Here is a 15,175-nt window from a genome sequence, read left to right on the forward strand (position 1 = left end):
ACCGGGCCAACGAGGTCGATGCGGGAGAGTCGCGCGCACGAGCGCGGCACCGAAGGAGCAATCCTCCCCGACAATCTCTCAGGTACGCGTACCGCATCGGACTGGCCACTCTGAAAAGCAGGACGGCGCCCGCCGCCCTCGCCCACGGTGAAAGCCGCGCATCCCGTCCGGGAGGCGAGGTGAAACTCTCAGGCCGGATGACAGAGGGGGAGTTCTTCCCGGGAGCGGCCACGCTTCCGCAGCCCCCGGCCGACGGCCGGCGATCGGAGAACTCATGACCTCGCAGAGCACGCCAAACGGTACGGACGCCGAGCGCACCTCCCCGCTTCACGACGCCCACGTCGCCGCGGGCGCCTCCTTCACGGACTTCGCCGGCTGGCAGATGCCCGTCCGGTACTCCTCCGACCTCGCCGAGCACCACGCGGTGCGCACCGCGGCCGGTCTCTTCGACCTCTCGCACATGGGCGAGATCGTGCTCATCGGCCCCGAGGCCGGTCGGGCCCTCGACTACGCGCTGGCCGGCAGGCTCTCGGCGCTCGCCGTCGACCAGGCCAAGTACAGCCTCCTGCTGTCGCGCTCCGGCGGCATCGTCGACGACCTCGTCGTCTACCGCACCGGCGACGACCGCTACATGGTGGTCGCGAACGCCTCGAACCGGGATGCGGTGGCCGCCGAGCTGCGCGACCGCACCGCCCCCTTCGACGTCGAGGTCTTCGACGAGTCCGACGACATCGCGCTGATCGCGGTGCAGGGGCCCGCCGCGCTCTCCATCCTGCTCGCCACCCCCGGGCTGTCGGCGGACGTCGGAGCGATCGGCGGCTCCGACTTCGGCGAGCGCCTCTCGGCCCTCAAGTACTACTGGTCGCTCCCTGCGGAGTTCGAGACGCATCCCGTGCTCATCGCGCGCACCGGGTACACCGGCGAGGACGGCTTCGAGCTCTACGTCGCCCCCGACAACGCCCGGGCCCTGTGGGACGCGCTCGTCGAGGCCGGCACCGAGCAGGGGCTCGTCCCCGCGGGTCTCGCCAGCCGCGACACCCTCCGCCTCGAAGCCGGGATGCCGCTGTACGGCCACGAGCTCGGCCTCGACACGATGCCGGCGCAGACCGGGCTCGGCCGGGTCGTCAACCTGGCGAAGGACACCGACTTCATCGGCCGCGCGGCCAGCGAGGAGGGCCCGCATCCCGACGCCCGCGTGCTCGTCGGCCTCACCGGCGAGGGGAAGCGCGCCGCCCGCGCCGGGTACCCCGTCTTCGCGAAGGACGACGTGACCGGCGAGGACGCCGAGGTCGGCGTCGTCACGTCCGGTGCGCTCTCCCCGACGCTCGGGATGCCCATCGCGATGGCGTACGTCGCGCCGCGCTTCGCCCGTGAGAACACCGTGCTCCACGTGGATGTGCGGGGCACCCGCCTGCCGTTCACCGTCACCGCCCTCCCCTTCTACAGCAGAAAGAAGCGCTAGCCATGGCCGCAGAACGAGACCTGAAGTACACGCCCGAGCACGAGTGGCTCCTGGTCGACGGCGACGTCGCGACCGTCGGCATCACCGCGTACGCCGCCGAGAAGCTGGGCGACGTCGTGTTCGTCGAGCTGCCCGAGGAGGGCAGCGATGTCACCGCCGGCCGCGTGGTCGGCGAGATCGAGTCGACCAAGTCCGTCGGCGAGCTGTTCGCCCCGGTGGACGGCACGGTCGCCGAGGCCAACAGCGCCGTCGTCGACGCCCCCGAGCTCGTCAACTCCGACCCGTTCGGCGCCGGCTGGCTCGTGAAGGTCCGCTTCACCGAGCTGCCCGACACCCTCCTGAGCTACGACGAGTACGCCGCCCTGACCGGCGAGTAAGGTTCCCCCACCTCACATGACCGACCTCTTCCCAACGCGTCACATCGGCACGGACGGCGACGCGCAGCGCACCATGCTGTCCGCGATCGGCGCGGCCGCCTCCCGTGAGTGGGCCTCCGTCGAGGACCTCGTCCACGCGGCCGTCCCCGACTCCATCCGCGTGGACGACGACCGCGTGTCCGCGCTCCCGGCCCCGCTGAGCGAGCGCGCCGCCCTCCGCGAGCTGCGTGCGCTCGCCGCCCGCAACACCGTCAACCGCAGCCTCATCGGGCTCGGCTACTACGGCACCATCACGCCCGCCGTCATCAAGAGGAACGTGCTCGAGAACCCGGGCTGGTACACGGCGTACACGCCGTACCAGCCGGAGATCTCGCAGGGCCGGCTGGAGGCGCTGATCAACTTCCAGACCATGGTCTCCGACCTCACGGGCCTCGACACGGCGAACGCCTCGATGCTCGACGAGGGGACCGCGGTGGTCGAGGGGATGCTGCTGGCGCGCCGCGCATCCAAGGCGAAGTCGCCGCGCTTCGTCGTCGACGTCGACACCTTCCCGCAGACGCTCGCGCTGCTGCGCAACCGGGCGGAGGCGGTCGGCATCGACCTGGTCGTCCTCGACCTGGCCGGCCTGCCGGCCGACTCCCCGGAGCTGAGCGACGCGTTCGGCCTGTTCGTGCAGTACCCCGGCGCCTCCGGGCGCGTGTGGGACCCGAGCGCCGTCATCCGCACCGCGAAGGAGGCGGGGGCCGTCATCGTGGCCGCCGCCGACCTGCTCGCCCTCACCCAGCTGCGCGCCCCCGGCGAGCTCGGCGCGGATGTCGCGGTCGGAACCAGCCAGCGTTTCGGAGTCCCGATGGGCTTCGGCGGCCCGCACGCCGGCTACATGGCCGTCAGGAAGGGCCTGGAGCGGCAGCTCCCCGGCCGCCTCGTCGGCGTCTCGCAGGACGCGGTCGGCAAGCCCGCGTACCGGCTCACGCTCCAGACCCGCGAGCAGCACATCCGCCGCGAGAAGGCGACCTCCAACATCTGCACCGCCCAGGTGCTCCTCGCCGTGATGGCGGCGATGTACGCCGTCTACCACGGGCCGGCCGGGCTGCGCGCGATCGGGCGCCAGGTGCACCTCACGACGGCCGCAGTCGCCGAGGCGCTGCACGCGTCCGGTGTCGAGGTCGTCTCGCGCTCCTTCTTCGACACGCTGCAGGTCGAGGTGGACGACGCGTCCACCGTCGTCGCCCGGGCGCACGACCGCGGCCTCCTGCTGCACGCGACGGACGCCGGTCTCGTCTCGCTGAGCATCGACGAGGAGTCCGCGGAGGACCTGCGCGACGGCGACTTCCCGCTCGGCGACCTCATCGAGGTGCTCGGCGGGACGGTCGACGGGACGGCGACGCTCGCCCTCACGGGCGAGGCATCGTACGACCCGGCGCTCACCCGCGAGTCGGGCTACCTCACCCACCCGGTGTTCAACACGCACCACTCCGAGACCGCGATGATGCGCTACCTGCGGCTGCTGCAGGACCGCGACTACGCGCTCGACCGCGGCATGATCCCGCTCGGCTCGTGCACCATGAAGCTCAACGCGGCGACCGAGATGGAGGCGGTGACCTGGCCGGAGTTCGCTGCGCTGCATCCCTTCGCGCCCGCGGCCGACGTCGCCGGGTCGCTCGAGCTCATCGACCAGCTGGAGCGCTGGCTCGCCGACGTCACCGGCTACGACACCGTCTCGCTGCAGCCGAACGCGGGCAGCCAGGGCGAGCTCGCCGGCCTGCTCGCGATCCGCGGCTACCACCGGTCGCGGGGCGACCTGCAGCGCACGGTGTGCCTCATCCCGCAGTCCGCCCACGGCACGAACGCGGCCTCCGCCGTGCTCGCGGGCATGAGCGTCGTCGTCGTGGCGACGGACGAGCTCGGAAACGTCGACCTCGACGACCTGCGCGCCAAGATCGCGGAGCACGCGGACACCCTCGCCGCGCTGATGATCACCTACCCGTCGACCCACGGCGTGTACGAGCACGAGGTGGTCGCCATCACCCAGGCGGTGCACGACGCGGGCGGCCAGGTGTACGTGGACGGCGCGAACCTCAACGCGCTGCTCGGCTACGCCCGGTTCGGCGACTTCGGCGGTGACGTCAGCCACCTCAACCTGCACAAGACGTTCTGCATCCCGCACGGCGGCGGTGGCCCCGGCGTCGGGCCGGTCGCCGCGAAGGCGCACCTGGCGCCGTTCCTCCCCGGGCATCCGCTCGCGCAGGACGCGACGCATCCGCTCGCGGGCGGCGGCCGGGTCGAGCACGGCGGTGCGCCGGTCTCGGCCGCGCCGTACGGCAGCCCGAGCATCCTGCCGATCAGCTGGGCGTACGTCCGGATGATGGGGGCCGACGGTCTGAAGGATGCGACGGGAGCGGCCGTGCTGTCGGCCAACTACGTCGCCGCCCGGATGCGGGAGCACTTCCCTGTGCTCTACGCGGGGGAGGACGGCCTGGTCGCGCACGAGTGCATCCTCGACCTGCGTCCGCTGACCGAGCGCACCGGGGTCACGGTCGACGATGTCGCGAAGCGGCTCATCGACTACGGCTTCCACGCTCCGACGATGTCGTTCCCCGTTGCCGGCACCCTCATGGTGGAGCCGACCGAGAGCGAGGACCTCGGCGAGCTCGACCGATTCGTGGCCGCGATGATCGCGATCCGCGAGGAGGCCGACGCCGTCGCGGCGGGGGACTGGCCGTCCGACGACAACCCGCTGCGGAACGCTCCGCACACCGCGGAGGCCGCGGTCGCGTCCGACTGGACGCACCCGTACTCGCGCGAGCAGGCCGTGTACCCCGTCCCGGCCCTGGTCCGCAACAAGTACTGGCCGCCCGTGCGCCGCATCGACCAGGCGTACGGCGACCGCAACCTCTTCTGCGCCTGCCCGCCCCCCGAGGCCTTCGCCTGACCCGTACCCCACCTCCCCGCTCCTCCCCGCCCACCGTCGAGTCCGCAAACTTTGCACAGAATCGCCCCGCGAAGCGTGCAAAGATCGCGGACTCGACGGTGGGAGGTCAGGCGAAGATGTGGGGGAAGAGGGCGACGGCGAGGGGATAGCCGACGAACGAGACGATGTCGATGATCGTGTGGGCGACGACCAGCGGCATCACGCGGCCCCAGCGCGTGTAGCACCAGCCGAAGACGATCCCCATGATCGCGTTGCCGACGAACGGCCCGAAGCCCTGGTACAGGTGGTAGCTGCCGCGCAGCACCGCGGCCCCCAGGATGATCGACCACGTCCCCCAGCCGAGCTGACGCAGCCGCGTGAAGAGGTACCCGACGACGATGACCTCCTCCTGCAGCGCGGCGCGGAGGGCGGCGAGGATGAGCACCGGCACCGTCCACCAGTGCGCGTCCAGTGTGGAGGCCTGCACGGTGACGGTGATCCCGAGCAGCCGGGTGAGGGCGTAGAAGAGGATGCCGGGGATGCCGATCACGAGGAACAGCAGCGCCCCGCCGCCCAGGTCGCGGGCGGGCCGCGTGAGGTCGAATCCGATCCGCCGGAAGCCGCTGCGCTGCGGCTGCCAGAGCAGGTAGACCACCAGGGCGACCGCGAACAGGGGGAACAGGTTGCCGAGCACCTGGTACAGGAAGTCGAACACCTCGCGGCTGGACTGGACCGGGTTGACGTCCGCCTTCTGGTCCGCCAGGGGAGTGCTCTGCGTCGACCGGTCGATGATGGTGACGATGGAGTAGATCGCCGATTGCCCGAGCGAGAGCCCGAGCACGATGGCGACCTCCCACCACAGCCGCGGGCGCGCGGCGCGCTCCACGGGAGTCTCCCCGGCCCAGGTCAGCACGTCAGCCATACCGGCATCCTGCCAGCCCGGAGGGCAAACCACTGAATCATTGCATTGCGCGATCAAATCCACCGTTTTTGTGCGCAACGTGCACGAATCCGCCGACTGAGTTACCACTCTGTAACGTTTTCCCGCGCTGTTTTGCAATCGCTGGCAGCGATACCTAGGGTCATTCTTATCCCGCGCGGACCAGGCTTCTCGCATGCCCGTTCCGACGCACACTTCGCACAGGAGGAACATTGCACATCAACGGAAGAAAGGGCAGGTTCGCGGTCAGCGCGGTCGCCGTCGCCGGCGTCGCAGCACTCGCGCTGTCGGCCTGCACCACGTCCGGGAGCACCGGCACCTCGTCCGCTGCCAAGGGCGGCACCGTGACGGTGGCGGTCGTGAACGACTTCACCTCGTTCAACTCGCAGACGCCGCAGGGCAACCTGGACACCAACGGCCAGGTCGGCTACCTCAACGGCTCGTACGGGACCGGTTTCCAGTACATCGACAACAACTACAAGATCGTCCACGACGACAAGTTCGGAACGTTCGAGAAGACCTCGGACGACCCGCTGACCGTCAAGTACACCCTGAACAAGGACGACAAGTGGTCGGACGGCGAGCCCGTCACCGCCGATGACATGATCCTCGCCTGGGCCATCGCCTCGGGCCACTACGACTCGGCGAAGTTCGACGACGAGGGCAACGTCACCAGCGGCACCCAGTACTTCCAGATCGCGGGTTCGACCGCCGGTGTGGATGCGACCGACTTCCCGACGGTGAGCAACGACAACCGCACGATCACCCTCAAGTACGCCACGCCGTACGTGGACTGGGAGCTCGTCAACCCGATCGCGCAGCCCGCGCACATCGTCGCCAAGAAGGCGGGCCTCTCCTCGGCCGCCGACCTGACGAAGCTGCTCAAGGGCCTGCCGAAGGGCGACCCGGCGAACCCGGCCCCGGCCGACCCGACGCTGAAGAAGGCGGCGGAGTTCGTCAACACCGGTTACGACGTGACCGCGTTCCCGACCGACAAGGACCTGCTGGTCTCCTCCGGCCCGTTCGTCGTCTCGTCGTGGACCCCCGGCCAGTCGCTCACGATGACGCCGAACAAGTACTACGCCGGCGGTCTCAAGCCGAACGTGGACAAGATCGTCTTCCGCATCATCCCGGACGCGAACGCGCAGGTCACCGCTCTCCAGAACGGTGAGGTCGACATCATCAACCCGCAGGCGTCCGCCGACACGATCACCGCGCTCAAGCAGACCAGCGCGAAGATCCTGACCGGTGCGCAGGCGTCGTACGACCACCTCGACCTGAACTTCGGCTCGCAGGTCTTCTCCGACGCGAAGGTCCGTGAGGCGTTCCTCAAGACCATCCCGCGTCAGCAGATCCTCGACTCGATCGTCACCCCGGTCGACTCGAAGGCCAAGGTCCTGAACTCGCAGATCTTCCTGCCGAACCAGGAGCAGTACGAGGGCAGCGTCAAGCAGAACGGCTCTGACAAGTACGACAAGGTCGACATCGAGGGCGCCAAGCAGCTGCTCGCCGGTGCCACCCCGACCGTGCGCATCCTCTACAACACCAACAACCCGAACCGTGTCGACGAGTTCCAGTCGATCTCGTCCTCGGCCGCCAAGGCCGGCTTCAAGGTCGTCGACGCCGGCTCGCCCGACTGGAGCAAGCTGCTCCCGGGTGGCGACTACGACGCCTCGCTCTTCGGCTGGATCAGCCCGGGTGCAGGCACCACGCAGCTGCCGCAGGTGTTCGCCTCGCAGGGTGGCGGAAACTACAACCGCTACACCGGCACCAACGACCTGGCGCTCAAGTCGCAGACCACCCTCGACAAGGATGAGCTGACGAAGATCGAGTACCAGATCGACAAGCAGACCTTCGCCGACGGCTACGGCCTGCCGCTGTTCCAGCTCCCGGGTGTCTTCGCGACCACCTCGCGGGTTGACGGCGTCAAGTACAACGGCGGGCAGTCCGGCCCGTTCTGGAACTTCTGGGAGTGGTCGGTCAAGTCGTCCTCCAAGAAGTAACAGCTCCGCAAGTGAGAGTGCCCGGGCGAACCCCGGGCACTCTTACTGCGGCGGGGCGTCGGTTCCGGCCGGCGCCCCGTATCATGTAGTCGGTGGACGTGACCCGTCCACCCCGTGAGATACGCGCCTGGCGGCAAACCCCCCTCCGCCGCACCCCCGATCGGCGCGTCCTGTCAGTGAAGGTTTTGAACCTATGGCGAGTTTCATCCTGAGGCGCCTTCTGGTCTCAGTGCTCATCATCATCGCCGCCTCGTTCCTGATGTACATGCTGGTCGCCTACAGCGCCGACCCGCTCCAGGACCTCAGAGGCAGCAATTCCCCCAATAAGACGCAGCTCATCAACGCGCGCATCCAGCTCCTGCAGCTCGACGTCGCGCCGCCGCTGCGCTGGCTGCTCTGGCTGGGCGGTGCGGCGAAGTGCCTCATCCCGTTCGCCAACGCCTGCGATCTGGGGTCCACCGTCTCCAACGCGAAGGTGACCGACATCCTCCCGCAGGCCCTCGGGTCCACGGTGCAGCTGGTCACGTTCGCCCTCATCCTCGCGATCCTGCTCGGTGTCACCATCGGCATCGTCACCGCCCTGCGGCAGTACAGCGGACTCGACAACGTCGTCACGTTCCTCAGCTTCTTCCTGTACTCGCTGCCCGCGTTCCTCGTGGCGGTGCTGCTGAAGGAGTTCGTCGCGATCGGCTTCAACAACTTCCTCGCGCATCCGACGATCCCGTGGTGGGTGGCCGTGCTCATCGGTGTGGTCGCCGGCCTCATCTGGCAGTCGCTGATCGGCGGAGATCGGAGGCGGCGGCTGCTGACGTTCGTCATCTCCGGCGTCGCGACCGCGGGCGTCCTGCTGCTGATGTCGGCGATGAACTGGTTCCTCGTGCCGGGACTCGGCCCGGTGGTGATGATCATCCTCATCGCCGCGACGGTCATCGGCGTGACCGCTCTGATCTCCGGCCTGCAGAACCGGCGGGCGCTCATCTCGGCGGCCATCGCGGGCGCGGTCAGCCTGGTCTGCTACTTCGCGCTGCAGCCGCTGTTCGACGTGTCGACCATCGGCACGATCGTGATCCTCGCGATCGTGGCCATCATCGTGAGCCTCGCGATCGGCTGGTTCGTGGGCGGCTACGACCGCGGTCAGAACATGCGGATCTCGGTGATCGTCACGATCGTCTCCGGCTTCCTGATCATCGTCGACCGCTTCATGCAGGCCTGGCCGCAGTACTTCCAGGACACCAACGGCCGCCCGATCGCGACCGTCGGCTCCTCGACCCCCGGCCTCGAGGGCGACATGTGGGTCACCGGACTCGACACGTTCACGCACCTCGTGCTTCCGACGATCGCCCTGCTGCTCATCTCGTTCGCGTCGTACACCCGCTACTCGCGGGCCGGGATGCTCGAGGTGCTCAACCAGGACTTCATCCGTACCGCGCGCGCCAAGGGCCTGCCGGAGCGGACGGTGGTCGTGCGGCACGCGTTCCGCAACATGCTCATCCCGATCACGACCCTCGTCGCGTTCGACGTGGGAGCACTGCTCGGTGGTGCGGTCATCACGGAGCGCGTGTTCGCGATCCCCGGCATGGGCTCCCTGTTCAACCTGGGCCTCAGCCGCGGTGACCTCAACCCGGTCATGGCGTACTTCCTGGTGATCGCGGCCATGGCCATCCTGTTCAACTTCCTGGCAGACCTCGCGTACGCCGCACTCGACCCGAGAGTGAGGGTCCGATAAATGTCCGTCAACGACACACGTATCGCCGACGAGCTGCAGGCGCCGAGCGCCCCGCCCGTGAGCCAGGGCAAGCTCGTCTGGAAACGGTTCCTCTCCAACAAGATCGCCGTCGCCAGCGCGATCCTGTTCATCCTGATCCTGCTGTTCTCCATCTCGGCGATCGGCCTCGGCCCGATCCCCGGCTGGTGGAAGTACAACTTCACCGAGCTCAATGACCAGGTGCAGCAGGGATCGCCGACCTGGGAGCACCCGTTCGGCCAGGACCGCATCGGCAAGGACTACTTCGCGCTGACGATGCGCGGCATCCAGAACTCGATCCTCGTGATGGTCGTCCTCGGCCTGATCGCGAGCGTCGTGGGTGTCGTCGTCGGCGCCGTCGCCGGCTACTTCCGCGGCGTGGTCGACGCCATCCTGATGCGCATCACCGACGTGTTCATCGTCATCCCCGCGCTGGTCATCGGCTCGGTCGTCGGTCACGCGTTCGGCGGCCTCGGCGCGTTCTTCCTGGCGCTGATGCTCGGGTTCTTCTCGTGGATGGGCATCGCCCGTCTGGTGCGCGGCGAGTTCCTGTCGCTGCGCGAGCGGGAGTTCGTCGAGGCGGCCCGGGTCGCCGGCGCCTCCGACGCGCGCATCATCTTCAAGCACATCCTGCCGAACGCCATCGGTGTCGTCATCGTGGCCTCGACCCTGATCATGGCCTCGGCCATCCTGCTCGAGACCGCGTTGTCGTACCTCGGCTACGGCATCCGACCGCCGGACGTCTCGCTCGGCCTCCTGATCAGCTCGAACCAGTCGGCGTTCCAGACCCGTCCGTGGCTGTTCTGGTGGCCCGGTGCGTTCATCGTGACGCTCGCGCTGCTCGTCAACTTCGTCGGAGACGGCCTGCGCGACGCGTTCGACCCGCGCCACCGCCGGTTCAACCTCCGCACGATGCGCGAGCAGGAGCCGGAGGAGGGCGAGGGCGATGGCCGGAGCCCGAAGACCGGAGCGGCCCTCGCGGAGGACGTGCTGTGACGCCCGCCCGCGTCGCGCTGCTCCCGGCCGGCTCAGGCCAGGAGCAGCGCGGCGACGGTGCCCGCCAGCAGGAGCACCAGCACCGCGAGTCCGGCGAGGTGCCAGCGCACCGTGACCGGCGTCTCGTCGGCACGGCCCGCGTCGATGGCCCCCGCGTCCTGCAGCATGCCCCAGCGGCGGCGCACGACCTCGGCGGCAGCACCCGACTCGGTGCCCAGCAGGTCGCCGGGGCGGCGCACGCTGTCCTCGACCCGCGGGCGGCCGATGCGGCCCTTCGTCTCGTTGCGGGTGGCGCGGAGCGTGCTGCCGGTGCCGGGCGCGGGAGCGGCCCACACCGGGATCTTGCAGCCAGGGGTGTACAGCGTCAGGGCGTACTTGGTGTCGACCGCGATCAGCGCCTCCCACGGGATGCGGACGGTGCGGGTGACATTGACGACCGTGATGCCCTCGTCGGCGACCGTCAGCTGCGGACGCCAGAGCATCGCCCAGGCGACGAACGCGAACAGCGCGCCGGGCACGATGTAGAGCAGCCGGGCGTCGTGGACGCTGAACAGCAGGCCGATGGTCAGGGCGGCAGCGGCCGCCCAGATCAGAACGGCAAGGACCCGGTTGAACCGGGACACGAAAACCTCGCGTTCGGCGGGGGAGACGTAGGGCATGGGTCCATGCTCTCATCCCGCCGGAACGCCCCCGAAAGGAACCACGAATCATGACCGAGACCAATCCGGTCCGGGCGACGGCGCAGGCCGGCGGCCCCGTCCTCGAGGTGAACGACCTCTCCGTCGACTTCGGTGTGGACGGCGTCTGGGTGCCCGCCGCGAAGAACCTGAACTACCAGATCAAGGCGGGCGAAGTGCTCGCGATCGTGGGCGAGTCCGGTTCGGGGAAGAGTGCGAGCTCGATGGCGATCCTCGACCTCCTGCCCAAGAACTCGCGCGTCCGCGGCTCGATCAAGCTGGACGGCCGCGAGCTGACCGGCCTCAGCCAGCCGCAGATGCGTCGCGTGCGCGGTCGTCAGGTCGCCGTGATCTTCCAGGAGCCGATGACGGCGCTGAACCCGGTGTACACGGTGGGCTTCCAGATCGTCGAGACGCTGCGCATCCACTTCGGCATGTCGCCGCACGAGGCCAAGGAGCGCGCGCTCGAGCTGCTCGCCATGGTCGAGCTGCCCGACCCGAAGAAGGCGTTCAACTCGTACCCGCACCAGCTCTCCGGCGGCCAGCGTCAGCGCGCGATGATCGCCCAGTCGATCTCGTGCGACCCGAAGCTGCTGATCGCGGACGAGCCGACCACCGCGCTCGACGTGACGGTTCAGGCCGAGATCCTGGAGCTGCTGCGCAGCCTCCGCGACCGGCTCGACAGCGCCATCCTGCTGATCACGCACGACATGGGCGTCGTCGCCGACCTCGCCGACAACATCGTCGTCATGCGCAAGGGCGACATCGTCGAGTCGGGCACGGTCGCGCAGGTGTTCGCCGAGCCGAAGCACCCGTACACGATCGCCCTGCTCGACGCGGTGCCGCACCTTGGCCAGCGCGAGGACGAGGAGATCGACACGACGGCCGCCCTCGCCGCCGGCACGGAGAACCCGGACGCGTCGTTCACCGAGCGCATCCGCGCCAACGAGCGCGCGGCGCAGGCCGAGCACGAGAAGGCCGAGATGGACAAGCGCGAGATCGTCGTCGACTTCCGCAACGTCGCGATCGAGTACCCGAAGCACGGCCGTGTGCCCGCGTTCCGCGCGGCGAGCGACGTCGACCTGAAGATCCACGAGGGCGAGGTCGTCGGCCTCGTAGGCGAGTCGGGCTCCGGCAAGACGACGCTCGGCCGCGCCGCGATCGGGCTGCTGCCCATCCACTCGGGTCAGCTCGTCGTCGCCGGACAGGACATCAGCAGCCCGAGCCGCGACGAGATCCGCAAGCTGCACCGCAACGTCGGCATCGTGTTCCAGGACCCATCGTCGTCGCTGAACCCGCGCCTCCAGATCGCGGACTCCATCGCCGAGCCGCTGCGCCTCGCGAAGAAGCTCAAGGGTGCGGAGCTCTCGAAAGAGGTCGACCGCCTGCTCGACAGCGTCGAACTGCCGCGCGCCTACCGCAGCCGGTTCCCGCACGAGCTGTCGGGCGGCCAGAAGCAGCGCGTCGGCATCGCCCGAGCGCTGTCGCTGAAGCCGCAGGTGCTCATCGCCGACGAGCCGACGAGCGCCCTGGACGTGTCGGTGCAGGCGCGCGTGCTGCAGCTGATGCAGACCCTCCAGAAGGAGATGAACTTCGCCTGTCTGTTCATCACCCACGACCTCGCCGTCATCGACGTGCTGGCCGACCGCATCGCGGTGATGCACCACGGTCGCCTGGTCGAGGTGGGGACGCGCGACGAGATCCTCCGCTACCCGAAGGAGGCGTACACGCAGCGCCTGCTGGCGGCCGTGCCGCTTCCGGACCCGGAGCAGCAGCGCGCCCGCCGCGCGCTGCGCCTCGAGCTGCTCGCCGCGGGTTCCGACGACACCGCCGCGACGCCGACGGTCGTGCCGGAGCCGCAGCAGCCGGAGCCGCCGGTCGCGCAGGGGCTGTAAGCCGCCCCGACCGCTCAGGACAGGCCCTCTTTCGGGCCGGACGGCTCGCTGACAGCGGACACGGAGGAAGGGGGGCGGATCCACGATAGAATGGACCGTTCCCCTTCTTCCTTCTGACGAGAGTCGAGTCTGTACGCATGTCCGAGAACGCCGTCGCCCGCCGCGATGATCTGCGCAATGTCGCGATCGTCGCCCACGTCGACCACGGCAAGACCACGCTGGTCGACGCCATGCTCAAGCAGACGAACTCCTTCGACGCGCACGCGCACGTCGAGGAGCGCGCGATGGACTCGAACGAGCTCGAGCGCGAAAAGGGCATCACCATCCTCGCCAAGAACACGGCGATCTCGTACAAGGGCAAGCACGCCCCGAACGGCCCGATCACCATCAACGTGATCGACACCCCCGGCCACGCCGACTTCGGCGGAGAGGTCGAGCGCGGCCTCTCCATGGTCGACGGCGTCGTGCTGCTGGTGGATGCGTCCGAGGGCCCGCTGCCCCAGACCCGCTTCGTGCTGCGCAAGGCGCTCGAGGCGAAGCTCCCCGTCATCCTCGCGGTGAACAAGACCGACCGCGGCGACGCCCGCATCGACGAGGTCGTCGGCGAGAGCCAGGACCTCCTCCTCGGCCTCGCGAGCGACCTGTCGGACGACGTTCCCGACCTCGACCTGGACGCGATCCTCGACGTCCCCGTCGTGTACGCCTCCGGCCGCGCCGGCGCCGCGAGCCGCAACAAGCCCGCGAACGGCGAGCTGCCGGACAACGACGACCTCGAGCCGCTGTTCGAGGCGATCCTCGAGCACATCCCGGCCCCGAGCTACGACCCCGAGGCGCCGCTGCAGGCGCACGTGACCAACCTGGACGCGTCGCCGTTCCTCGGCCGTCTCGCGCTGCTCCGCATCTTCAACGGCACCCTCAAGAAGGGCCAGACGGTCGCGTGGGTCCGTCACGACGGCGACGTGCACAACGTCCGCGTGACCGAGCTGCTGATGACGAAGGCCCTCGACCGCTACCCGGCCGAGTCCGCCGGCCCCGGCGACATCGTCGCCGTCGCCGGGTTCGCCGACATCATGATCGGCGACACCCTGGCCGACCCGGACGACGTGCGTCCGCTCCCCGCGATCCACGTCGACGAGCCCGCGATCTCGATGACGATCGGCACCAACACCTCGCCCCTGGTCGGCAAGGTGAAGGGCCACAAGCTCACCGCGCGCATGGTGAAGGACCGCCTCGACCGCGAGCTGGTCGGAAACGTCTCGCTGCGCGTCCTCGACATCGGCCGCCCCGACGCGTGGGAGGTGCAGGGCCGCGGCGAGCTGGCCCTGGCCATCCTCGTCGAGCAGATGCGCCGCGAGGGCTACGAGCTGACCGTCGGCAAGCCGCAGGTGGTCACCAAGAAGGTCGACGGCAAGACCTTCGAGCCGTACGAGCACCTGACCATCGACGCCCCCGAGGAGTACCTCGGCGCGATCACGCAGCTGCTCGCCGCCCGCAAGGGCCGCATGGAGAACATGGCGAACCACGGCACCGGCTGGGTTCGCATGGAGTTCATCGTCCCGTCGCGCGGCCTGATCGGCTTCCGCACCGAGTTCCTCACCACCACCCGCGGCACCGGCATCGCGAACGCGATCTCGCACGGCTACGACGAGTGGGCCGGTCACATCGTCACCCGCAGCAACGGCTCGATCGTGGCCGACCGCGCGGGCGTCGTGACGCCGTTCGCCATCATCGCGCTCCAGGAGCGCATGACGTTCTTCGTGAACCCCACGGAGGAGGTCTACGAGGGCATGGTCATCGGCGAGAACTCGCGCGCGGACGACATGGACGTGAACATCACCAAGGAGAAGAAGCTCACCAACATGCGCTCCTCCACGGCCGACACGTTCGAGTCGATGACGCCGTCCCGTCAGCTGACGCTGGAGGAGTCCCTGGAGTTCGCGCGCGACGACGAGTGCGTCGAGGTGACTCCGGAGGCCGTCCGCATCCGCAAGGTCGAGCTGGATGCGACCGCCCGCGGTCGCGCCGCCGCCCGCCTCAAGCGCCAGGACGCCGCCGCCGTCTGATCGCGACGCACCACCCCGTTGACGCGACACGCCGTTCCGGCTCCGGCCGGGACGGCGTGTTGCGTCAACCGGATGGCCGCGGACGGCACTGCCTAGCCAGGGCCGGG

10 protein-coding genes and 2 riboswitches are annotated in these 15,175 nt (G+C 69.2%); of the genes, 8 read left to right on the forward strand and 2 right to left on the reverse strand.

What is annotated here, in order from left to right; all coding sequences use genetic code 11:
* Positions 1 to 11 precede the first annotated feature (11 nt).
* Positions 12 to 104: riboswitch (glycine riboswitch) on the forward strand.
* A gap of 1 nt (position 105) precedes the next feature.
* Positions 106 to 211, forward strand: a riboswitch (glycine riboswitch).
* A 63-nt stretch (positions 212 to 274) separates the two neighbouring features.
* From gcvT to gcvP, 3 genes are read left to right on the forward strand one after another with little or no spacing between them, the layout of a single operon-like run.
* A complete protein-coding gene (gcvT, locus tag BLW09_RS05880; RefSeq protein WP_089909721.1) occupies positions 275 to 1,462 on the forward strand; it encodes a glycine cleavage system aminomethyltransferase GcvT in 1,188 nt (395 codons plus the stop codon).
* 2 nt (positions 1,463 to 1,464) lie between these two features.
* Positions 1,465 to 1,839 (forward strand): glycine cleavage system protein GcvH, encoded by a 375-nt coding sequence (gcvH, locus tag BLW09_RS05885; protein ID WP_089909723.1) that lies wholly within the window; start codon positions 1,465 to 1,467, stop codon positions 1,837 to 1,839.
* Positions 1,840 to 1,855: 16 nt separating this feature from the next.
* Positions 1,856 to 4,771, forward strand: a complete 2,916-nt coding sequence (gene gcvP, locus BLW09_RS05890; protein WP_089909724.1) for an aminomethyl-transferring glycine dehydrogenase — start codon at positions 1,856 to 1,858, stop codon at positions 4,769 to 4,771.
* A gap of 106 nt (positions 4,772 to 4,877) precedes the next feature.
* Here the strand turns inward: gcvP and BLW09_RS05895 are convergent, their stop codons facing one another.
* Positions 4,878 to 5,672, reverse strand: coding sequence for a CPBP family intramembrane glutamic endopeptidase (locus BLW09_RS05895; RefSeq protein WP_089909727.1), 795 nt, complete (start codon positions 5,670 to 5,672; stop codon positions 4,878 to 4,880).
* A gap of 230 nt (positions 5,673 to 5,902) precedes the next feature.
* Between BLW09_RS05895 and BLW09_RS05900 the strand changes: the two genes are divergently transcribed.
* The 3 genes from BLW09_RS05900 to BLW09_RS05910 all read left to right on the forward strand — a co-directional run bounded on the left by BLW09_RS05900 (position 5,903) and on the right by BLW09_RS05910 (position 10,433).
* Entirely contained in the window at positions 5,903 to 7,693 is a 1,791-nt protein-coding gene (locus BLW09_RS05900; protein ID WP_089909730.1) for an ABC transporter family substrate-binding protein, read from the forward strand.
* A 193-nt stretch (positions 7,694 to 7,886) separates the two neighbouring features.
* Positions 7,887 to 9,419, forward strand: coding sequence for an ABC transporter permease (locus BLW09_RS05905; protein ID WP_089909733.1), 1,533 nt, complete (start codon positions 7,887 to 7,889; stop codon positions 9,417 to 9,419).
* On the forward strand, positions 9,420 to 10,433 hold the full coding sequence (locus tag BLW09_RS05910; RefSeq protein WP_089909737.1) for an ABC transporter permease: 1,014 nt from the start codon (positions 9,420 to 9,422) through the stop codon (positions 10,431 to 10,433).
* 32 nt (positions 10,434 to 10,465) lie between these two features.
* Here BLW09_RS05910 and BLW09_RS05915 read toward each other — a convergent pair whose 3' ends face one another.
* Positions 10,466 to 11,092 carry a PH domain-containing protein gene (locus BLW09_RS05915; RefSeq protein ID WP_089909740.1) on the reverse strand — a complete coding sequence of 209 codons (627 nt, stop codon included), beginning with the start codon at positions 11,090 to 11,092 and terminating at the stop codon, positions 10,466 to 10,468.
* Positions 11,093 to 11,142: 50 nt separating this feature from the next.
* Here BLW09_RS05915 and BLW09_RS05920 point away from each other — a divergent pair, with 50 nt between their 5' ends.
* Both BLW09_RS05920 and typA read left to right on the forward strand, forming a co-directional pair.
* Positions 11,143 to 13,005 carry an ABC transporter ATP-binding protein gene (locus tag BLW09_RS05920; protein WP_089909743.1) on the forward strand — a complete coding sequence of 621 codons (1,863 nt, stop codon included), beginning with the start codon at positions 11,143 to 11,145 and terminating at the stop codon, positions 13,003 to 13,005.
* 137 nt (positions 13,006 to 13,142) lie between these two features.
* Positions 13,143 to 15,068, forward strand: coding sequence for a translational GTPase TypA (gene typA, locus BLW09_RS05925; protein WP_089909748.1), 1,926 nt, complete (start codon positions 13,143 to 13,145; stop codon positions 15,066 to 15,068).
* The last annotated feature ends 107 nt before the right edge of the window (positions 15,069 to 15,175 follow it).

It is taken from the genome of Leifsonia sp. 21MFCrub1.1 (genome assembly GCF_900107895.1).
Taxonomy (GTDB): Bacteria; Actinomycetota; Actinomycetes; order Actinomycetales; family Microbacteriaceae; genus Leifsonia; species Leifsonia soli.

Excerpts from the sequence above, each read along its gene's own strand:
- gcvT (WP_089909721.1), top strand. The coding sequence starts at position 275 with ATGACCTCGCAGAGCACGCCAAACGGTACGGACGCCGAGCGCACCTCC.
- gcvH (WP_089909723.1), top strand. The coding sequence starts at position 1,465 with ATGGCCGCAGAACGAGACCTGAAGTACACGCCCGAGCACGAGTGGCTC.
- gcvP (WP_089909724.1), top strand. The coding sequence starts at position 1,856 with ATGACCGACCTCTTCCCAACGCGTCACATCGGCACGGACGGCGACGCG.
- BLW09_RS05895 (WP_089909727.1), bottom strand. The coding sequence starts at position 5,672 with ATGGCTGACGTGCTGACCTGGGCCGGGGAGACTCCCGTGGAGCGCGCC.
- BLW09_RS05905 (WP_089909733.1), top strand. The coding sequence starts at position 7,887 with ATGGCGAGTTTCATCCTGAGGCGCCTTCTGGTCTCAGTGCTCATCATC.
- BLW09_RS05910 (WP_089909737.1), top strand. The coding sequence starts at position 9,420 with ATGTCCGTCAACGACACACGTATCGCCGACGAGCTGCAGGCGCCGAGC.
- BLW09_RS05915 (WP_089909740.1), bottom strand. The coding sequence starts at position 11,092 with ATGCCCTACGTCTCCCCCGCCGAACGCGAGGTTTTCGTGTCCCGGTTC.
- BLW09_RS05920 (WP_089909743.1), top strand. The coding sequence starts at position 11,143 with ATGACCGAGACCAATCCGGTCCGGGCGACGGCGCAGGCCGGCGGCCCC.
- typA (WP_089909748.1), top strand. The coding sequence starts at position 13,143 with ATGTCCGAGAACGCCGTCGCCCGCCGCGATGATCTGCGCAATGTCGCG.